21 protein-coding genes and 2 pseudogenes are annotated in these 19,791 nt (G+C 69.1%); 11 read left to right on the top strand and 12 right to left on the bottom strand.

Annotated elements, in window-relative coordinates; all coding sequences use genetic code 11:
- Positions 1-88: 88 nt before the first annotated feature.
- The 7 genes from AB0F52_RS09210 to AB0F52_RS09180 all read right to left on the bottom strand — a co-directional run bounded on the left by AB0F52_RS09210 (position 89) and on the right by AB0F52_RS09180 (position 7,750).
- A complete protein-coding gene (locus tag AB0F52_RS09210; RefSeq protein ID WP_360166759.1) occupies positions 89-2,449 on the bottom strand; it encodes a phosphoketolase family protein in 2,361 nt (786 codons plus the stop codon).
- Complete coding sequence (locus tag AB0F52_RS09205) at positions 2,446-3,342, bottom strand: universal stress protein (protein ID WP_360166756.1); 897 nt, start codon at positions 3,340-3,342, stop codon at positions 2,446-2,448. The genes AB0F52_RS09210 and AB0F52_RS09205 overlap by 4 nt, the downstream gene beginning before the upstream one ends.
- Positions 3,339-3,950, bottom strand: a complete 612-nt coding sequence (locus tag AB0F52_RS09200) for a CBS domain-containing protein (RefSeq protein WP_360166753.1) — start codon at positions 3,948-3,950, stop codon at positions 3,339-3,341. The genes AB0F52_RS09205 and AB0F52_RS09200 overlap by 4 nt, the downstream gene beginning before the upstream one ends.
- Before the next feature lie 69 nt (positions 3,951-4,019).
- On the bottom strand, positions 4,020-4,973 hold the full coding sequence (locus AB0F52_RS09195; RefSeq protein WP_360166750.1) for a universal stress protein: 954 nt from the start codon (positions 4,971-4,973) through the stop codon (positions 4,020-4,022).
- 34 nt (positions 4,974-5,007) lie between these two features.
- The gene (locus AB0F52_RS09190; RefSeq protein WP_360166747.1) at positions 5,008-6,420 is read right to left on the bottom strand and encodes a DUF4389 domain-containing protein; all 1,413 of its coding nucleotides are present in this window, start codon (positions 6,418-6,420) and stop codon (positions 5,008-5,010) included.
- Positions 6,417-6,947, bottom strand: coding sequence for a flavodoxin domain-containing protein (locus tag AB0F52_RS09185; protein WP_360166744.1), 531 nt, complete (start codon positions 6,945-6,947; stop codon positions 6,417-6,419). The genes AB0F52_RS09190 and AB0F52_RS09185 overlap by 4 nt, the downstream gene beginning before the upstream one ends.
- Positions 6,948-7,117: 170 nt before the next feature.
- The gene (locus tag AB0F52_RS09180) at positions 7,118-7,750 is read right to left on the bottom strand and encodes a hypothetical protein (protein ID WP_360166741.1); all 633 of its coding nucleotides are present in this window, start codon (positions 7,748-7,750) and stop codon (positions 7,118-7,120) included.
- A 462-nt stretch (positions 7,751-8,212) separates the two neighbouring features.
- On the opposite strand from AB0F52_RS09180, the gene AB0F52_RS09175 reads away from it, so the two are divergent.
- Positions 8,213-8,941 (top strand): calcium-binding protein, encoded by a 729-nt coding sequence (locus AB0F52_RS09175; RefSeq protein WP_360166738.1) that lies wholly within the window; start codon positions 8,213-8,215, stop codon positions 8,939-8,941.
- Between the two features lie 112 nt (positions 8,942-9,053).
- On the opposite strand, the gene AB0F52_RS09170 is transcribed toward AB0F52_RS09175, so the two are convergent.
- From AB0F52_RS09170 to AB0F52_RS09155, 4 genes are all read right to left on the bottom strand, one after another.
- Positions 9,054-9,650 (bottom strand): hypothetical protein, encoded by a 597-nt coding sequence (locus AB0F52_RS09170; protein ID WP_360166735.1) that lies wholly within the window; start codon positions 9,648-9,650, stop codon positions 9,054-9,056.
- Between the two features lie 94 nt (positions 9,651-9,744).
- Positions 9,745-10,131 (bottom strand): hypothetical protein, encoded by a 387-nt coding sequence (locus tag AB0F52_RS09165; protein WP_360166732.1) that lies wholly within the window; start codon positions 10,129-10,131, stop codon positions 9,745-9,747.
- A gap of 669 nt (positions 10,132-10,800) precedes the next feature.
- A complete protein-coding gene (locus AB0F52_RS09160; RefSeq protein ID WP_360166729.1) occupies positions 10,801-11,721 on the bottom strand; it encodes an ABC transporter substrate-binding protein in 921 nt (306 codons plus the stop codon).
- A 12-nt stretch (positions 11,722-11,733) separates the two neighbouring features.
- Positions 11,734-12,489, bottom strand: a complete 756-nt coding sequence (locus AB0F52_RS09155; RefSeq protein ID WP_360166726.1) for an SDR family oxidoreductase — start codon at positions 12,487-12,489, stop codon at positions 11,734-11,736.
- 661 nt (positions 12,490-13,150) lie between these two features.
- On the opposite strand from AB0F52_RS09155, the gene AB0F52_RS09150 reads away from it, so the two are divergent.
- The 10 genes and pseudogenes from AB0F52_RS09150 to AB0F52_RS09105 form a co-directional block, all read left to right on the top strand.
- Positions 13,151-13,510 (top strand): hypothetical protein, encoded by a 360-nt coding sequence (locus AB0F52_RS09150; protein WP_360166723.1) that lies wholly within the window; start codon positions 13,151-13,153, stop codon positions 13,508-13,510.
- A gap of 291 nt (positions 13,511-13,801) precedes the next feature.
- Positions 13,802-14,170: a hypothetical protein gene (locus tag AB0F52_RS09145; protein WP_360166720.1), complete on the top strand. Its 369-nt coding sequence runs from the start codon at positions 13,802-13,804 to the stop codon at positions 14,168-14,170.
- A 97-nt stretch (positions 14,171-14,267) separates the two neighbouring features.
- On the top strand, positions 14,268-14,744 hold the full coding sequence (locus AB0F52_RS09140; RefSeq protein WP_360166717.1) for a hypothetical protein: 477 nt from the start codon (positions 14,268-14,270) through the stop codon (positions 14,742-14,744).
- A 179-nt stretch (positions 14,745-14,923) separates the two neighbouring features.
- Positions 14,924-15,397, top strand: a pseudogene (locus AB0F52_RS09135) (hypothetical protein); the annotation flags it as partial.
- A gap of 724 nt (positions 15,398-16,121) precedes the next feature.
- Positions 16,122-16,292 carry a DUF2188 domain-containing protein gene (locus tag AB0F52_RS09130; RefSeq protein ID WP_360168263.1) on the top strand — a complete coding sequence of 57 codons (171 nt, stop codon included), beginning with the start codon at positions 16,122-16,124 and terminating at the stop codon, positions 16,290-16,292.
- Between the two features lie 6 nt (positions 16,293-16,298).
- The gene (locus tag AB0F52_RS09125) at positions 16,299-16,781 is read left to right on the top strand and encodes an SOS response-associated peptidase (RefSeq protein WP_360166714.1); all 483 of its coding nucleotides are present in this window, start codon (positions 16,299-16,301) and stop codon (positions 16,779-16,781) included.
- An 82-nt stretch (positions 16,782-16,863) separates the two neighbouring features.
- Positions 16,864-17,016: a hypothetical protein gene (locus tag AB0F52_RS09120; RefSeq protein ID WP_360166711.1), complete on the top strand. Its 153-nt coding sequence runs from the start codon at positions 16,864-16,866 to the stop codon at positions 17,014-17,016.
- Between the two features lie 52 nt (positions 17,017-17,068).
- Positions 17,069-17,680, top strand: coding sequence for an RNA polymerase sigma factor (locus AB0F52_RS09115; protein ID WP_360166708.1), 612 nt, complete (start codon positions 17,069-17,071; stop codon positions 17,678-17,680).
- Positions 17,680-18,441, top strand: coding sequence for a hypothetical protein (locus AB0F52_RS09110; RefSeq protein WP_360166705.1), 762 nt, complete (start codon positions 17,680-17,682; stop codon positions 18,439-18,441). The genes AB0F52_RS09115 and AB0F52_RS09110 overlap by 1 nt, the downstream gene beginning before the upstream one ends.
- A gap of 100 nt (positions 18,442-18,541) precedes the next feature.
- Positions 18,542-18,881, top strand: a pseudogene (locus AB0F52_RS09105) (hypothetical protein); the annotation flags it as partial.
- Between the two features lie 514 nt (positions 18,882-19,395).
- On the opposite strand, the gene AB0F52_RS09100 reads toward AB0F52_RS09105, so the two are convergent.
- Positions 19,396-19,605, bottom strand: a complete 210-nt coding sequence (locus AB0F52_RS09100) for a hypothetical protein (RefSeq protein ID WP_360166702.1) — start codon at positions 19,603-19,605, stop codon at positions 19,396-19,398.
- Between the last annotated feature and the right edge of the window lie 186 nt (positions 19,606-19,791).

Raw genomic sequence — 19,791 nt, 5'->3', positions numbered from 1 at the left:
GACGAAAGTCCTTTTGCCGGTGCCGAAGGTCATGTTCGAAGCGCAGCCGGCCCTTCTACGGAGCCGGCTGCCCCGAATCGGCAACGCCTCAGCCCTCCCAGCTCCAGTTCCGGATCTCCGGCAGGTCCTCGCCGTGCGCCAGGATCCATCGGCGGTGCTTCCCCTGAGCCTCGGTCATCCGCTGCCGCAGTACGCCCGCCGGCGCGACCAGGCCGGGCACGCGGTCGATCACGTCGATCACCAGCTGGAAGCGGTCCATGTGGTTGAGCACCAGCATGTCGAACGGCGTGGTCGTGGTGCCGTGCTCGGTGTAGCCGCGCACGTGCATCCCCACGTGGTTCGTGCGGCGGTAGGCCAGGCGGTGGATCAGCCACGGATAGCCGTGGTAGGCGAAGATCACCGGCCGGTCCGGGGTGAACAAGGCGTCGAACTCGCGGTCCCCGAGGCCGTGCGGGTGCTCGGCTTCCGGCTGAAGCCGCATCAGGTCGACGACGTTCACCACGCGGACCGCCAGGTCCGGCAGTTCCGCGCGCAGGATCTGGGCTGCCGCCAGCACCTCCACCGTCGGGGCGTCACCCGCACAGCCGAGGACGACGTCCGGCTCCCGGCCGGTGTGCGTACTGGCCCATTCCCAGATGCTCACGCCACGCGCGCAGTGCAGCGCGGCCTGCTCGGCGTCGAGCCAGTTCGGGCTGTCGTTCTTGCCCGCCACGACCACGTTCACGTAGTCCCGGCTGCGCAGGCAGTGCGCCGCGACTTCGAGCAGCGTGTTCGTGTCCGGCGGGAAGTAGACCCGCACGACTTCGGAGCTCTTGTTGGCGACGTGGTCGACGAAACCGGGGTCCTGGTGGGAGAAGCCGTTGTGGTCCTGGCGCCACACGTGCGAGGTCAGCAAGTAGTTCAGTGACGCGACCGGGCGCCGCCACGGGATCTGCCGGTGCACCCGCAGCCACTTGATGTGCTGGTTCACCATCGAGTCGACGATGTGCACGAAGGCCTCGTAGCAGTTGAACAGCCCGTGCCGGCCGGACAGCAGGTAGCCCTCGAGCCAGCCCTGGCACAGGTGCTCCGAAAGCACCTCCAGCACGCGGCCGTCGTGGGACAGGTGCTCGTCGACCGGCTCCATCGCCGCCTGCCACTGCTTGGCGGTGACGTCGTAGACCGCGTCGAGCCGGTTGGACGCCGTCTCGTCGGGGCCGAACAGCCGGAAGTTCGCCCGGTCGGCGTTGAGGGTGAAGACGTCCCGCAGGAACCGGCCCAGCACTCGGGTCGGTTCGGCCTGTGTCGCACCCGGGGCGGGTACCGCGACAGCGTGGGCCGCGATGTCCGGCAGCGTGAGCGGGCGCAGGAGCACTCCCCCGTTGGCGTGCGGACTGGCGCCCATCCGGCGCTCCCCCGCGGGAATCATCGCCGTGACGTCGGCGACCGGGCGGCCACGAGAGTCGAACAGTTCCTCCGGGCGGTAGGAACGCAGCCACTCCTCCAGCTGGCGAAGGTGCTCCGGGTTCTGCCGGACCTGCGACAGCGGCACCTGGTGTGCGCGCCAGGTCCCCTCGACCGGCAGGCCGTCCACAACGGACGGACCAGTCCAGCCCTTGGGGCTGCGCAGCACGATCATCGGCCACGCCGGGCGACCGGTGCTGCGGTGGATGACCGCGAGGTCGGCGACCGCCGAGTCGAGCGCGGCGGCCATCGCCTGGTGCATCGTCTCCGGGTCGCTGCCTTCGACGTAGATCGGCTCGTAGCCGTAGCCGCGCAACAGCGCGTCGAGCTCAGCTGGGGCGATGCGGGACAGCACGGTCGGATTGGCGATCTTGTAGCCGTTGAGGTGCAGGATCGGCAGCACCGCGCCGTCACGGACCGGATCGAGGAACTTGTTCGCGTGCCACGACGTCGCCAGCGGACCGGTCTCGGCCTCACCGTCACCGACCACGCACGCGACCACGAGGCCCGGATTGTCGAACGCCGCCCCGAAGGCGTGCGCGAGCGAGTAGCCCAGTTCCCCGCCTTCGTGGATCGAGCCCGGCACCTGCGGGGCGACGTGGCTGGGCACGCCGCCGGGGAAGGAGAACTGCTTGAACAGCTCCAGCATGCCTTCGGCGTCGCGCGTGACCTCGGGCCATGCCTCGGTGTAGCTGCCTTCGAGCCAGGTGTTGGCCAGCAGCGCCGGGCCGCCGTGGCCCGGGCCGGTGACGAACATGGCGTTCAGATCATGGGTCAGGATGGCCCGGTTGAGGTGGGCGTAGACGAAGTTCAGACCGGGCGAGGTCCCCCAGTGCCCGAGCAGTCTCGGCTTGACCTGCTCGGGACGCAGCGGTTCGCCCAGCAGCGGATTGGCCATCAGGTAGATCTGGCCGGCCGCGAGGTAGTTCGCGGCCCGCCAGAGGGCATCCACCTGGACCAGCTCGGCGCTGCTCAGCACCGCCGGCCGTACGTCGAGCGCGGTCACTTCGTCCACTCCGGACGAACGACGAGCACCGGGCAGTCGGCGTGCTGGACCAGCGCTTGGCTGGTCGAGCCGAGGAGCATGCCGGTGAAGCCGCCGCGACCGTGGCTGCCGACGACCACCACCTGCGCGGTCTCGCTCGCCTCGAGCAGCGCGTGCCGGGGCCGGTCGCGCACGAGCAGGGAACGGATCTCGACGTCGGGATACTTCTCCTGCCAGCCCGCGAGCCGCTCGGCTAGCAGCCGCTGTTCTCCCTCCTCGAGGGTGTCGGGCTGGGTGAGGATCCGGGCGGTGCCGTACGCGTCCTCGTAGGTGACGTCGTTCCAGGCATGCACGGCAACCAGCGGCACGCCGCGCAACGCGGCCTCCTCGAACGCGACGCCGATCGCCGGTTCGCTGTTGGGGCTGCCGTCGATGCCGACCACGACCGGGCCCGAGTCGGGGACCTTCGTGGTGGCCTGGCGGCCGCGGATCACGGCGACCGGGCCGTGCGCGTGGCTCGCGACCGTGGCCGCGGTCCCGCCGACCAGCATCCCGGTGAACCCGCCGGCACCGCTCCGGCCGACCACGAGCATCCGGGCGTGCCGGGACTCGTCGATCAGCATCGTCACGGGCGGATCGTTCGGCAGCTCCGTCGTGATGACGAGGTTCTTGTCGATGGACGTGGCGAGGCTGCGGGCCTCGGCGATGATCCGCTCGCCGTCGGCCTGGATCGCGTCGACCAGACCGGCGAGACCGGACAGGCCGCCGCCGTACAGGCCGGTCGGCTGCCTTCCGTACACGATCTTGAGCCGCAAGTGCCGCAGGGAAGCGATCCGGGCGGCCCAGGCGACGGCGGCCGAGGAACCGGCGGAGCCGTCCACGCCCACGGTGATCCTCGGGTCGGTGGCGCTCATCGGTTCTGCTCCTCACCCGCGTAAGCGGTGTCTGCGGCGACGACGCCGGGCACGGCGAGCGCCAGCAGCTGGACGACGTGCCGGTCGGAATCGTCGTCGAACTGGTCGAGAATGTGGGCATTGCCGTCGCGCACGTCGATCTGCCAGCGGCCGCTGCCGCCGTAGATCTCCAGCCGGTGCTTGACGTCCCTGGCGATGTCGGTGTCATCCCGGGCCAGCACGCGGACGATGTCGCCGCGCGTGACGATGCCGACGACGGCCGAGCCGTCGACGATCGGCATCGCCCGGATGCGCGCGTCGACCAGTGCCTGGCAGAGGTCGGCGACGTCGGTGCCGGTGCTCATGGCGGTGGCGGGGCTGGTCATCAGGTCTCCCACCGTCTTGCCCACGGAAGCGGCTTCACGGCGCTCGTTCGCGTTCCGGACGTCGACCGGGATCCGGCCGCGGATGAGGTCCGCCTCGGTGACGATGCCGATCAGGCCCTCGTCGTCATCGACCACGGGAAGGGCGGTGAAGCCGTGCGTGGACAGCAGCTCGGCCGCTTCCTTGGCGGACGTCCACGGCTGCACGGCGATCACCGGCGCGGTCATCAGGTCGCGTGCTCGCATCGGGGGTTCCTGCCTTTCAAGTCACTTCCCAACCTAGGAAGGCGGCACCTCGGGCACAGCTGGCGTCGGTCACCGGTCGCGAGGACTTACGTCCCTCGGACCGCCTGGTACTGACGACCCGTTCCCGGTCAGCTGGGGCCGCACGACGGCCACCGGGCACGGCGAGTGCACGATGAGCGCCTGGCTCGTCGAGCCCAGCATCATGCCGGTGAATCCACCGAGGCCGCGGCAACCGACCACGATGAGCTGAGCGTCTTCCCCACGCTCCAGCAGCGTGCGCACCGGCCGCCCGCGAGCGATGTCGAGCTCGATCGGGACGTCCGGGTATTTCTCCTGCCAGCCGGCCACCTGCTCGGCGAGCTTCGCGCGTTCGGCGCGATCGATGCCGGCCGCGTCCACCTGAAGCGGATGGAGTCGCGGCACGCCGTCGGCGAGGGTGTCGCTCCAGGCGTGCACCACGATCAGCCCAGTTCCCCGCAACTGCGCCTCCTCGCAGGCGAACGCCAACGCAGCTTCACTGTCAGGTGAACCGTCGGCGCCGACGAGCACCGGACCGGCGACCGGAGGCGGACTGTGCGGTGTCCGGCCCCGAACCACGACGATCGGGCAGTGCGCGTGCGCCACCACCGACACGGCGGTCGAACCGACGAGCAGCCCGGTGAAGCCACCGAGCCCGCGCGACCCCAGCACAACCAGCTCGGCGTGCTGCGACTCCTGAATCAGCGCGGTGACCGGGCTCCACTCCCGAGCGGCCGTGGTGATCTCGAAACCGGGCAGGTTCTCGAGCACCGCGGCCCGCGCCTCGGCGAGCCACTCTTCGGCTCGTTTCGCCAGGCCTTCCCGCACATCGTCCAGCGATCCGAACGCGATCGGAGCGCACACATTCGGCAAGGTGTAGACCTGCACCAACCGCAGCGGGCGGCCCCGGCGGCGGGCCTCGGCGCCGGCCCACCCGGCTGCCTGCACCGCCGACGACGAACCATCGATCCCGGCGACGATCGCGCCGTCGATGAATCCATGCATGGTCTTCCTTCCTCCAACGGCCACAGTGGACGGATCAGACGTGGCTCGGCAGATCGGGCGGGACAGGAGTGATCGGCGGCCCGGCGTGGTGTGCACGACGGGCAGCGAGCCCGATGAGCAGGGCGCCACCTGCCAGCAGAACGGCACCGGCGAGCAGCAGGCCGAGGGCGATCCAGCCGATCGCGGGCGCGGTCGTCCCGGCCTCGGCGCGCACGGAGATCCCGCGTGAGCCGTCGGCGTTCATCACGACAGCGGTCCACTGCCCGTCACGCACCGGCCAGGAGACAGTCTGGGTGCCTGAGCCGGACGCGGTCGCCGTCCACACCCCGGCGCCACCGGGCGGGGTGGCAGGCGCACCGCCGGGATGCACTCGGTCACCGGAGCGGTTGTCGGCCACGCTGCCCAAGCTCGTGTACTCGGTCTCGGCCAGGTAGCCGGCGACGTCTTCGGAGCGGCCGATGCCCACGAAGAGCGGGTGGCCGTCGGCAGCGGTCGCGCGGACCCTGACGTCCCCGACAGCCGCGACGACGTCCGGCGCGCCGGATATCCGCACCGGGTCGGTCAGGACCGCGTAGCTGTCCGACACCAGCGTCGTGGAGCCGGAAAGATAGCCGTCGGCGTCGCGCTGCGTACGGTCGGCCCACAGCAGCGTGCCACCCCCGGTCAGCAGGCCCATCGCGCCGAGCAGCAGGACCGCGCCGGACACCGCGGCGACGATCCGCCCGCCGGTCCAGGCGGACACCCGAGCCGGAGACGGCTGCGGGTGCACCGGTTCGACGTCGGCTTCCGTGCCGCCCATGTCCAGGCGGAACGGCGGGTACTCGTCGGTCATCAGCGACACGTAGGCCGCGACCCGCAGCACCCAGCGGTCCATGCCGAGCACGAAGTCGAAGATCGGCCGCGGGTAGCGGCCGGTGAACAGCAGCACCACCCCGGCGACCAGCACCAGCACGCCGACGAGCCCGCCGGCCGCCCAGTCGAAGCCGTCGTCAGTGCCGTTGCCGAACAGCAGCCAGCTGCCGCCCCCGGCGAACAGGCCCACGATCACGAAGTGCGGGATGGCCAACAGCCACCACTTCACGAGCACCAGCCCACGCGAAAGCCGCTCCGGATAGGCGATTTCGAGCCGGGCCGGGTAATCCGGCACGTCGGCGAAGGTGAACGGCGGATACCGGTCAGTGCCCAGCCCGGCGTAGGAGTAGTACTGCACCCGCCAGCTCCAGCGCAGCACACCGGAGGTGAACGCGAAGAGCGAGCGCGGGTAGCGACCGGTCACCAGGATCGCGAAGAACGCCGCGATGGTGACGAAGGGGTAGGCGAACCACAGGAACGCCAGCACGACGTAGTGCGGGACGGCGAGGAGCCACTTGACCAGCCACAGTCCGCGCGACAGCGGCTCGTCCAGGGTGGCTTCGACCCGGACGGGGTAGCTGCGTGGCGCCGTCATGACCGGCTCCCGGCAACCTCGATCACCGCAAGGGCCGAGCCGATCTCGCGACCCCAGGCCCGGATCGACGGCCAGTCGCGGTAGTCGCCGTCCTTGACCCGCAACGCGCCGACCATCGCTCGCTCCGTGAGGTGCAGGGCGTGGTGGTCGACCTTGCCGCCGAACAGCCGGTGTCCACGGGCCCCGAGCCGCATCACCACGTCGGCGACGCCGGACGGCTCGTCGGCCTGCTGGTCCCGTTCGCCGACAGGGCCGCTGGAGAACACCCAGACCGGCAGCCCGCGGAGTTCGTCCACGAAGGTCTCGGCGAGCTTCGCGGCCGCCTCGAGCCAATGTCCCATGTAGACAGCCGAACCGAGAACCACAGCGTCGAAGCCGTCGACTGAAGTCACCAGGCTCGCGTCGCGGGTCTCTATCTGCGACCACACGCCGGCGTCGGTCAGCGCCGTGCCGGCCGCGGCGGCGATGTTCTCGGCGATTTCCCTGGTGGCGCCATGTCGACTGGCCACCGTCACGAGGATTTTCATGCTTCCACCCTCGCGCGGGGGGCGGGCCCGGCTTAGGGGCCAATGTCCCTCGGGACTCGCCGAAAGTCACCGAAAGCTCGGGCACCGCCTGCCGCGACCGCCCCGGACGGGCGCGGCGGTCGCGAAAGCGCGGAGGCACACCGCTGCGGTCGCGGTGTCGCCGGTCGTGCCTAGCGGACGGCCTGGAACTGGGCGGTCCAGGTCGTGTGGAAGGTCATGGCCTGGCAGCGAATGTCCGTGTCGTCCTTCATTTTCACGGCGTCGGTCAGCTTGTACGGGAAGTTGGCCTCGCTCACCGCGAGCGTCGGCAGGAGCGGGTCGGCGCCGGTCACGGACACCAATCTGATCTTCACGTTGGCGTTCTGGTTAAACAGGGTCAAGGTGACGTAGGCCTTCTCGCCGGGCAGCAGCGTGCCGACCTGCGCACCGGTCACGGTGGCGGGGGTCATCGCCTCGGCGGAGCCGGACACCCCGCCGGTGGTGCTGTCCTGAACGAACGCGGCGACCGCGAACCCACCGACTCCCACCAGTCCGCCGACAGCGGCGACGACGAGGACGGACTTGGCCTTGTTTGTCGTGGCCGGGATGACCGGCTCCGCCGACGGTGTGGCCGACGGCGTCGTCGCTCCGATCGCCGGCGTCGGTTCCGGCGTGGCGGATCGGCTGGTTACCCAGTGGCCGGCCTTGCCGTCGACCGTCGCGGTCACCACGACCACGTCGAACCCCGTGGCCACCGCTACACCGGTGGCAGAAAAGGTAACGGCCATCAGGGCAATGACACCGGCTTGGCCGAAGGTACGCATGAGCATGCCCTTCAGTGCTGGATTTCCGGCGTTGTGGCGCCATCGTGGGGATCGAGCACTGCAGGCTCATATCGATTTTCTCGGAGCTGGTCGATGCGCTCATCGTCTCAGCCACAGCCAAGCGTTTGAACCTTTTTCTTCGTACCCCCATACGTCGAGCTTCGGGCGCAGAGCTCGTCTGCGTCGCGGGAGCGCGCCGGAGAGTGTGCGTCCATTCGAGGGACAGGACATTGATCCAGGCGGACGCAGGGGTAGGTTCGTGTGTTGTTGCCCCGGACCTCGGTGACGTGACAGCTCCGCGATGATCGCGGATGCGGATCACGAGCCGAGGTTCTTCTGCACCAAGGAGCGGACGCCGGCAGTACAGCGGATGCGGGCGGCTCATGATCGGCACAACTCAGTAACGTGGGCGCGCCGCGTCCACGTGAGTCATCGCCGAATTGCGATCCAGGAAATGAAACCATGAGAATTCAACAGACTCAATTCCGCCGGGGACTCGTCGCCACACTGGCCGGAGTCCTCGCGGCCCCGGTCATGTGGGTGATCGCTCCGCTGACCGCCCAGGCCGCCGTCAACTGCGTCGTGGGCCCCGGCGTGACCCAGACCGACACGACCGTGACCGGCAGTCCCGGCAACGACACGATCGACTGCGGCGGCACGAACCCCGGCAAGACCATCAACGGCAACGGCGGAAACGACACGATCACCGGCTCGGACTTCGACGACACGATCAACGGCGGGGACGGGAACGACACCATCACCGGCGGCACCGGCAACGACACCCTCACCGGCGGCTTGGGCATCGACACGATCTCCGGCAGCGCCGGCAACGACACCCTCATCGGCGCATCCAACGACGGCAGCCAGGACAGTCTCGACGGCGGCCTCGGTACCGACACCTGCCAGGGACCCGCACCCGACCCCGACATCCACGCCAGCTGCGAAAACACCAGCACCCCGCCGACGACGGGCCCGGGCTCGGGCACGGCGAACGCCACCCTGCTGTGCACCACAACCGGCGGCGTACTGTCCCTCACCGTCAACCCGGTCGGATACGTCTGCGTGTTCAACCCCCTCAACCCCGCCAACCGCCGCGTCGCCGAGGCGGGCAGGATCTGCACCGGGTCCGGCGGAACATTCGTGAACCTGCTCCCGCTGAGCTACGCCTGCCTCCTCCCGACCACGCGGTAAAATCACCCCATTACCACCGACTGATCCAGTTGCCCGCACCGGGACGAACAGGATCGACGAGAACGGCCGCGCCTCGAATGAGAGCGCGGCCGTTCCGCGTCGAGGGCGCGGTTCACCTCGGAATTCCGCGGGTGTTGCCAATACGCCGACCGGTATTGTCCATTGATCTCCCGGCGCGGCGTCGAGCAGGCGACGCGAGCGACACCGGCACGCCCAGCAGAACCACCGCCGAAGTCCAGAAGACCGCGAGAACCACCAAGACCGACGCCGTCGTCAGCCGCAGCCTGGGTTCGGACGTCGTCAGCCAGCGGCGCAGCGCCGGCACGCGGTGCAGCTGCACGATCGGCGCCGCGAAGGGCAGCAGGGCCAGGTAGCCGCCGAGTCCGAGCAGCCAGACGGACGACAGCGCGGGGAACGTCGCGTGCACGGCGGTCACGGCGAGGGCGAGGGCGAGGAACACCGGCAACCCCAGCGCATGGCGGCGCGCCAGGGTCCCCACCACGACATAACGCAACGCCGGGCGAAGGCCCGACAGGCGGACCCGCGGGACGGGCCGGCCGGCGGGCAGCAGGGCCCAGACGTCGAGGAACGCCGTGGCGGTGCGCTCAGCCATCCGCTCGCCAAAAGCCCGGACCAGCTCCGACCATGACACCGTCACAGCGGCAGACGGTGCAAAAGCCACCACCAGCGCGGCAACAAGCACCACCACCGCGAAAATCCACAGTGGCCGATCGGGAACGCCCCGAGCACAGCCGGCACGAGCGGGAGCACGGCCTCACCGCGGATTGCCGGCCGCCGAGCCATCATGAGCGCCAGGGCCGCGACGGCGGCATACAGGAAAACCGCCTGACCGACGGAAACCCGATGAGCACCCCGGCGACCACGAAGAAGTACCCCACCGCGGCGAACCGCACGGCCCATCCGCCCAACAGGCGCCGCGTCAGCACCCGTGGGCGGCGGCCGTCGAAGTCCGCCCAGGTCAGCGTGGCCGGGTCGGCGCGCAGGTGGCCCCGACGCAGCGTCCCACGCCACGCCAGGGCCAGCCCGGCGCACAGCACGGCCACGCTGCCGGACGGCCCCACCGGCGCGTCGCCGATGAGCTGCGAACGCACCAGATCCGTGTTGTACACCGGCGACAGGACCACGCCCGCGACGATGAACCAGCAGAGCATCAGATCGGGGCGCTTCACGACCCGACGCCCCGGCATACTTCCCCCACAAAGGGCGACGATCCTCAGCTCGGCAGCTCGTCCAGATATGGTCTTGCCTGAAGCTTGAACAGCTTCCGCGTACCCACCCCGAGCCGCCATCAGCTCCTCGTGGGTACCGTACTCCGCGACCTTCCCATGCTGGTGGCGCTGCTGATCAGGTCCACGGAAGCGGTGCGGTACTTCGACATCATCACCGTCCCATCAGCGGCCGCCCGACGGACGCGACAAAACCCGTCCCGTTGCGGCTCCACGAATCCGGCTTCCGGTTCTTCGACTTCGGATACGCGGCGGTCGTCGGGTTGCTGATGCTCGTCCTGACGATCCTGATCGCCCGACTGTTCCTCCGCTTGCGTGACGGAAGGCAAGAACGATGATCACCAAAGCCCGGCCGGCAACGGTCAAGACCGCCCCGCGAAAGCGACGACAATAACACCCGTAGCCGAACAGGATCGCCAGGGAATGCGTGATCACCTATGACGGCGTGCCCACCAACACGGTGAGCATCATGGAGTTCGCCGACGGTTTCGTGACCCACGAAACGCAGTACTTCGCCGCTCCTTTCCCGGCGCCTCGCTCCCGAGCGTCTGGCCGAGCCCATTCCGGACAGCGCCGAGCCACCTCGCGGCAAGGCCTGATCCCTTCGGTACCTCACCCGCTCGGCGTCGAGGACCGGCCCTGGTGGGCAGCAGTGGTCGTGGTGCGGTAGAACTCGGTCGCGGTCGCGGTCGCGGTCACGGTGACGGGAACGGCGAGTTCGGTGGCGACCGCGGTGATGGCGGCGTCGGCGACGGCGAAGTCGACCTGGCCGCCGGTGGTGAAGTACGGGGCGATGAACGCCTCGTAGTGGGCCCGGGCTTCGGCCGCGGTATGGCCGCCGAGGAACGACTGGATGTAGCGCACCGTGGTGCCGGGGTCGTCGTGGAGCACCCGCAGGGCGCGCCGGTGGGCGCGAACGACCGCCTGGACGCCGGGGTCGTCGGGCCACAGGTAGGTGGGGTCGACGGCCACGCCCACGGTCGGGATCCGGAAGTGGTCGCCCACCCACGCGAGGACCCGCCAGCCCTGCTCGGCGGCGACCGCCTCCGGGGCCATGGTGCTGCCGACGAAGGCGGCGTCGATGGAGCCCTCGCGCAGGTGACGCAGGTCCATGCCGTAGTCGCCGGGCGCCCGGACCACGCACTCGACGTCGCGATCGGGATCGAGGCCCGCCCGGCGCAGCACGATCCGGGCGAAGCACCCCGGCGCCGTGCGGGGCGCGTGCACCGCGAGCCGTCGGCCGGCCAGGTCGGTCAGGTCAGCGAGGCCGGCGCGGGCGAGGAACCAGAACAGCGGGGCGTGGGTGTTGACGGTGAGGGCGACCCACGGGGTGCCGCTGGTCAGCCGGGACAGCAGCACGCGGCCGAGCCCGATGGTGGCGCCGCGGCGCAGCCGCTCCTCGCTCCAGTCGCAGCCGTCGCGCAGGGCGACGTGGACGCCTTCGTCGGCGTAGAAGTCCTCTTGGTCGGCGATGTAGGCGACGAGTTCCTCGTGCAGGCCTCGCCCGACGTAGGCGAGATCGATGGTGTGCATGAGCGTTTCTCCTCAGTACATCGACATTCCGCCGTTGACCGGGGCGGTGGTGCCCGTCATGTGGGCGCTGTCCTCGCCGGCGTAGAAGGCGACCACGCGGGCGACGTCCTCCGGGCGGGCCAGGCGACCCAGCGGGGTGGCGGCGATCTGCCGCCGCTTCTGCTCCTCGTCGAGGACGTGCGAGATCCGGGTTTCGGCCACCGGGCCGGGCTCGACGACGTTGACCGTGATGCCTCGCGGTCCCAGTTCCTGGGCGAGGTAACGGGCGAACTGCGTCAGCGCGGCCTTGGCCGTGCCGAGAGCGATCATGTCCGCGCGGGGCTGGCGGCTCAGGCCGGTGCCGAGGTAGATCAGCCGTCCCCAGCCCCGTCCGGTCATGGTCGGCACGACGGCTTTGGTCACCACGAACGCGGCCCGCATCTCGTCGTCGAGTTTGCCGCCCAGTTCTTCCCACGTCATGTCCCGGAACGGCTTGATCGCGTACGGCGTCAGGGCGTTGTGCACCAGGACGTCGATGCCGCCCCAGGCCGCTCCGACGCGATCGACCATGGTCCGGACCGCCGCCGCGTCGCGCACGTCGGCCTGCACGGCCATCGCCCGGCCACCCGCCGCCTGGATCCCGGCCACGACCTCCTCGGCGGCCTGGCTGCTGTGCAGGTAATCGACCACCACCCGCATTCCGCGCGCGGCGAGCAGCCGCGCCGTCGCCGCGCCGATCCCGCTGCTGGCCCCGGTCACCAACGCCACCCGGCCGGTTCCTTCGGTCACAAGTCCGCCTCCTTGCCGTTGCCGGGACGGATCGCCCCGGTGGAGCACTGTGTCGACGGCCGCCCGCCGCGGCGCACTCTGGATCGGGCGGCAACCGCGAGTTCAGCAGCCGCTCGACGGCGCCGCGGGCGAGTTCCCCCGGCAGTCCGCGCCGGTGCCTGTCCTGGAACAGCTCATCGAGGCGCCGGAAGACCACTCGCGTCAACTGGCACTTCCCCGTGCCGACGCAGCATCGCCTCACCCCGCCCGGCGGCGGGCTGAGCCGCGATCCGGTCCGGCTCGGCACCGGCCATGACCAGAACCCGCTGTGCAACTCCCCGAACAGCCGCCCGCGTGTGTCCTCGGCGCGGCTACCATTGTGAGCTCCGCTCCCTAGAACCGACGTGGTTGTCACGTCGCAAAGAGAACTCGGCACGCACCACCGCCGAGTTTTCTCCTGCCGCCGCGACGCTCGATACCCGCCAAGCGAGTGCACTTCGCCAGCCTGGTCGTATCGGGATACTCGCACAAGTGACAATCTGCAACGAGGCTGCGGCCGTTCCGGCGAAACTCTTGCGCCCATTCGCCTTTAGCGCCGGTGCGAGGTCGGCGGCACCCAACGAACAGCAATGTGCCCAGCGCGGAGCTTCGGCGGGGATACTGTCGGCGGGTCACAGCGAGGATGGCCGACACCCGGACGCATGCGATGACCGCACAGCCTGCGCACGAGGATGCCACGACGAGTGCGCCACGGTGCTGGTGTTGCGGCGCCGAACGACACGACGACGAACTCGTCCATCTCGGCAACCACCCTGATGTCGCGGTCTGTGTGGGATGCGATCGATGGCTCCACCGGGGCGCCATTCAGCTCGAGGACGCCCTGCTGGCCGTGCTCGAGGTCTGGAGGCCGCCGGTTTCTGCCGTGGCACCGGCGAAGTACGACGAGGACTATTTGCATTTCTTCGTCGCCCCCGATGGCGTGAGCGAGCTCGCCGGACACGGACCGGCCGTTCCCGCCGCACGGCCGGCCTTGTTGTCGTGATCACGGTCGAGGGGGCGAATTCAACTCGGCGGCGCTGGCGTACGCCGACCGCCGTGGTGGTGAACACCGTGGCGACGTCTCGGCCGTGATCTCCCCAGGCGCAGTGCGTGCACGGGAATGCGGCGGAGCTGGTTTGATTGCCGAACGCCACGGGGCATCACGTGTCGCCTTTGGTTGAAATGCTTGGATACGAACCCGGTTATCACCCATTTGCCGACAGGTATTCTGTTGCATCACCGCGCGGTTTTACGACATATATCGTGCCGTATTCAGGAAAGAGAGGGGTTGCAAGTGAAGAGACGACTGACGCTGTTGCTGACGGGGATCCCGTTCGCCGTGCTCATGACGTTGTTCGCGGCGGGCCAGGCTTCGGCCGCGACAAACTGTTCGTCGACGACCGGTTCGAGCGTCTGCTACACGACCGGTTCACACCACCTTCAGGTGTGTGACACCAAAGCCGACGGCTGGTCACCCTACGCCTGGTGGAACCCCGGCACCAGCCATTCCCAACCGACCAACCGCGCCGAATTCACCGGCGGATCGCCCAACTGTGGCAGTTACCCGGTGACCAGTTCCGGCGGGAAGATCTCCTTCCAGGCGTGCCGGGACGTCCGCAACGATCCGGACAACTGCGGCTCGTGGGTCACCGTGACCTACTGAGCTCGGCGCGCAGCGGACCGGCCGGCCGGCGGGGCAGCAAAGCCTGTCCACCGACCGGCCGGGTCCGGCTGACAGAGCTTCACTCTGCAGCGCCTACATGCAGCTGGACATCCCAGCGCATGTCCGCACTGCGGATCTAGTGGTCAGCAACCGCTACACCGGCAAACGGACCCTCTACGGCCGACCGGACCCGGACTGGGACGGCGACGTCTTCAAAGGGCATTGCCTGGTGTGGCTGCCGACCTCGGGCCGCATCGTTGACGCCACCGTCGAGCAGTACCCGGAGGTGCGTCGCTACCGGCTCGGGCCGATCATCGGCCGGGCCGTGGCGGCAGCCGGTGGTACCGCCGAGGACCATGTCGCAGCGGCCAGCGGCGAGCTCGTGCCCGGCACATCCATCAACGTCCAGCGAGAAGAGCTCATGCTGCTCTACACCGTCACCGGCCACGCCGCGGAGGTCCAACGAACCGAGGTGAACCTGGCCGCGCACGCACTAACCCTGCTGCGGCTGCCCGAGGTCAGCGTCCGGGCCCGCGCCGGCGGCTACCTGCGGCTGACCGCGCTGCTAGCTTGAGTTTCAACCTTCGGATGGTGCTTGCCTACCCTTGTCGATCATGAGTGCAACCCTTGGTCGATCATTCCTTCTTGCGACAGTTGGAAGATCGATCAAGGGCTGCGGTGATCAGTGTGCCTGATGCCAGTGACAGGCGTGGCAATGGGGAGCTGTCGGGGTTCCGGTAGCAGGTCTATGAGTGTCTGAACCGGCGGGCGGACGCGTTGTTCGAGCTGGCCGACGCGGTGTTGTGTGCCGATGGACCGGTGCGGTCGATCGCGGAGTTGTCCCTGGTAGGCGAACATCGCCGAGGGCACGGCAGCGGGTATGCCGCGTTCGCCGCGACCCGCTTCGACTACGTCCTGGCCAACCCGGCGACCCGGCGGATCGCCGTCTGGCGCGCCTTCGAACGCGCCGAACCCACCGACGCGGAGACGGCCAGCTACCGCCGGCGCCTCGACGCGGTCACCACCGCCCAGCGCGAAGGACGGCTGCGCGCCGACATCCCGGCGGCGGATCTGTTCGCCATCGTCCTGCGGATGACCGAAAGCTGGCTGAGCGCACCCCAGGCACTCCAAGCCGCGGCCGGCGACGAACCCCTCTCCGCCGACCGCCTCGGCCGGCATCGGACCGCACTCCTCGCCGCCGTACGCAGCGTCGTCCAGCCACAATGACCGGTGCTTGTCCTCACAGCCCTGGAAGGTGGTGTACGCCGACCAAGGCAGCCTCACTGCCGCCCAGAACGTCATGCTCGACGACTGGACCACCGCCAAGTCCGTCCCTGGCATCAGCTGACGAGATCCGGCCGAGGCTCGCGGGGGCGGCCCGCCCGTCCTCAGTGCGGGCCAGAGCCGCGAGCAGCCCGGTTCGGCGACAGGGTTGCTGGGGTGGCGGTGCGGAGGTGGATGGTGGCGTCGCCTCCGGTGGCGCGGGCCAGCTCGGCGACGAGGGTCAGGCCGAGCGCTGGGCGTAGCGGGTGGCGGCAATGCCGAATCCGGTGCGGGCGCGCGCATTCGTCGAGACGGTCATGGCCGAGGCGCCTCGAAAAGGCCAGATAGCCTGACGCGATCGTGATCCGTCAGACACGGGCCCGGCTACACCTGTACTGCGCCGCTGCCCGACAGCGGCCCCGGCACGGCCTTCCGCGCCCGCATCTCCCCTTCCCTAGGGCGGCACAACCATGCATCCACCGTCAGCAGACGTCCGCCCGCCGACCAGTGTCCAAGTACCCGCCGCAGCGATCTCGGTTCTCGCTGCCTTACCGGCTTGAGCAGGCCGATGTGTTACCCAGGCTTTCCCGGGTACTGCCTGTCGCGCAACGATCAAGGACGGGAAAGGCGCCTGCCGGTGAAGGGCGGCGTCGAGACCAACCACGAGAACGACCAGTGACACAACAAGATCGAAGGCATCACCGAGGTGCTTGGAAGCCACGACGTCAAAGCTGTCGCTGTCGAGCAGGGCCGTGAGCCGGCCAGGGAACACACGGTCGAACACTTCACCCGCAACATGGACGGCACGATCGGCGAACGCAACAGCTACGGCAACGATCCTCGCAACATCCCCGGCTGACCTGCTGTGTGCGGCCGCTACGCCTCCTCCACAAGCGATAGAGACATCGCCGCGGCCTTCGGCGTGGCAGAGATCGACGGTGGCGAGCTTCCGCCGTCGTGGAACATCGTGCCGACCCAGCAGGCCCGGATCGTGCTCGAACGCAGCCCCCGGAGCGACCCCGCCGGAGAACCGGTGCGCCTGCTGCGCACCTTGACCTGGAGGCTAGTGCCGCCGTGGGCGAAAGAGGTCAAGCTCGGCAAACTGATCAACGCCCGCAGCGAAACGGTCACCGAGAAACCCGCGTTCAAGGTCGACGCCTCCCGACGTTGCTGCCTCGTGCCCGCCGACGGCTACTACGAGTGGGAACGCCGCGACGACGGGAAAGTCCGCATTTCCTGCACGCCGACGCCGACATCCTTCGGGTCGACGGCCGAGGCAGCGCCGAGCAGGGTCGCGACTTCGGCCCGGTTTATACGCGCACCCCTTCGACGAGCTGTTCGGCGTTGACGGACGCAGGCTCGGCGGCGAGCGCGAGCCACCCGCGGACCTTCTCGTCTCAAGCGCTGCGCACCGGTTGCCGCACGGCCGGTTGCTCGGCGAGCTGAACGGCCTTGACCGCATCGTCATACAGGTGCGCCTGGGCGTGAGAGCGGGCAGGCAACTCGTGCTCGACGACGCCGCCGAGGTGGTCTTCCTGCGTATCCGGGTTCGGAGGCCGGTGGATGCAACGCTGTGGGGATGAGCGGGGACAAAGAGGTGTGATGGCAGTTGTGGATCAAAGGTGGGGGCGAGGGATGCGGGCTGACGGCGCGGATGCCCTGGCATCCCCGGCAGATAGTGACCAGGCGTTGTGGGAACAGGCCGCGGGTGGAGACGTCACCGCGTTCGGGAAGCTGTTCAGCCGGCATGCCGGTGCGGTGTGGAACTACGCCTACCGGCTGACCGGGTCGTGGTCGGTGGCCGAGGACCTGACCTCCTCGACGTTTCTCTCTGCGTGGCGGCGCCTCGGCGAGGTGACGTTGGTGAACGACAGTGCCCGGCCGTGGCTGTACGCCGTGACCAGCAACCTGGCCCGCCGCGAGCAGCGCAGGCTGGGCCGGTTTTCCGGTGCGTTGTCGCGCCTGCCGCGTGGTGGCGCCGTGCGCGATCACGCCGAGGACGTTGCCCGCCAGGTCGACGCGGGTCGCCGGTTGCGGGTGGTACTGGACGCGGTCGCCACGCTTCCCCGAGCCGAGCGGCGGGCCGTCGAACTGTGCCTGCTGGGTGACTTGTCCACCGCGGAAGCGTCCGCTGTGCTCGGGATCGCCGAAGCGAGCGTGCGCGCACGGATTTCCCGGGCTCGCAGCCGTCTGCGTGGCGTTTTGCAGGACACCACCCCTACCGGACTGACTACCGAGGAGCTGTGATGACCAACGATTTCGATTTGCCGCCGGACCGTCCGATGCCCGACCACCTGCGAGACGCCCTGTGGGGACGGGTCATGCCGGAACTGGCGGTTCCGCGCCGTAGGACGGCGAGCGCGCCGGTGACGGTCGCCGCAGCGGTCGGTGTCCTCGCGGTCGGTGCCGCGGCGGTGTTCGGGCCGGTGCGTGACACAGGCCGGAACTCCACCGCGGTACCCGTCGGCACCGGATCCGAGGCTCCTGCGCAAGCCCAGCCCGCACCCGACCCCGGAGATGTGAAACTGGTCAGGAACTGTGTGAACGCCACTCTCGCATACGGGATAGCAGTGCCCGACCGGGAGAGCTGGCGACCGGCCGCCAAGATCGACACGGACACCCCGCACGGTTTCCTGGTCATCCGCAACGACAAGGCCGCGGCGGTCTGCATCATCGACGACGGCAAAGCCGTCGGCATGATGGGTGCCGACGTCGAGGAAATGGCCGGTCGGCGCATCGGCTACGCGAAGCTCACCGCCGAGCGTCCCTTCAACTGCTTCACCGGCATCGCGGGTCTCAACGAGCCGACGTTCCGATTCGGGATCGTGACCGACGACGTGACCGCGGTTTCGCTGGTGGGGCCAGACAACTCGGTGCACCCCGCGACGGTGCGCGACGGCACGTTCGCCGTGAAAATCAACGACGCCGGGCGCATCCCGGGCAGCACCAGCTACCGCGCCCGGATGAGCCTGAAGAACGGGCATGACATCGAAGCCCCGTTGCAATAGAGCCTGGCCCAGGTTTTCATGCCGCGCTTTCCCTTTCGGTGGTTGCGAGCGGCCACGGGTGTTACAGCTGTTTCCCCGTAATTCGCCCCATGACGCGTCAATCGAGCAACGACCGTTCGGTGCTCGGCCGGTCGCGGTTCTTGCTCTCGCAGGCCGGGTGGCTGCCGATCGGGGTGGCCGTGGCGTCGGCGCTGGTGTTCATGCTGGTACGTGCCCATCTGATCGACGATGCGTACATCACGTTGAGCTATGCCCGCAATCTCGCGTTCCACGGGCATCGGGGGTTGCTGGCCGAGGGCACCACCAACACGGCGACCTCGCCGTTGAATGTGCTCTGCCTGGCGGCATTGACGTTCGTGGTGCGGGACGCGGTGTTCGCCGCGGGTGTGTTGTATGTGGCGTGCCAGGTGGTGCTGGTGCTCGGCCTGCGCAGGCTCGGCGTAGCTGGCCCGGTTGCGACGGGAGAACCGCCGCCTGTCCGAGGACGTAGAAGTCCTCAACGAGCGACAGCTTTCTTCGCGAAGGAGACCCGGTGAACGTGTACCCGTTCATCGAGGCGGAGAACGCTGCCGACAGTGGCAACGTCAAGCGCGCGTGCACCCTGCTGAAGGTCTCCCGAGCCGCCTACTACGCCCACCGCTCGCTGTGCCAAGCCCTCCGCCCGCGTACGGCTGCACGCCGAACTGCGCCACCGCGGCCGCTCCAGCCTCGGCTACCTCAGCCCCAACACCTACGAAGCCACCCACCGCGTAGCCCGACCACCTCAACGACCCTGTCCGTCAAAACGGGTCAGCCCCACTCGCCGAAATCCGCCGTCTCCTGGCACACCTGACCCACCTGCCTGACCGCATCCACGCCTGGGCCTGGTCACGATGGCGACGACGTCATCAACATCGCGCCAAGACCAGTCATTACCGACGACGACACCACACCTAACGAAGTGCGGCTGGAGTACTAGTGCTGGGTTTTGCGGATGTCGGCGAGCGTCGCGTGCGCGGCCTGAACTCCGGGGTAGGCCTCGACTTCGGCGAGGAATGGGGCGACCGCGGTGGCGGCGGCCAGTTCGGTGCGTCCTCGGTCGGGTTCGGCTTCGAACCGCCAGGTGTGGGTCTTCGGTTGCCGGGCCGGCTGGGCCGCCGGCCAGCGCAGGAGAAGCAGACCCACGACGATCGCGGCCGCGGCTACGACGTACCACCGACCCGACAGCTGATCGAGTCTTTCCGTCGGAGGCTTCGGGGGCGTGGGGGGGGGGGGGGGGGGGGGGGGGGGGGGGGGGGGCGCGCCCGCGGGCGGTGGCCAGCAAACACCAACGATTAAGGCTCAGAGACATCTCACCCGCGAGAAACCAAT

Source organism: Amycolatopsis sp. NPDC024027 (assembly GCF_040638975.1).
In the GTDB taxonomy this organism is placed as follows: domain Bacteria; phylum Actinomycetota; class Actinomycetes; order Mycobacteriales; family Pseudonocardiaceae; genus Amycolatopsis.
Note: the sequence above shows the minus strand (reverse complement) of the source record. Positions and strands in the feature narration are given on the sequence as shown.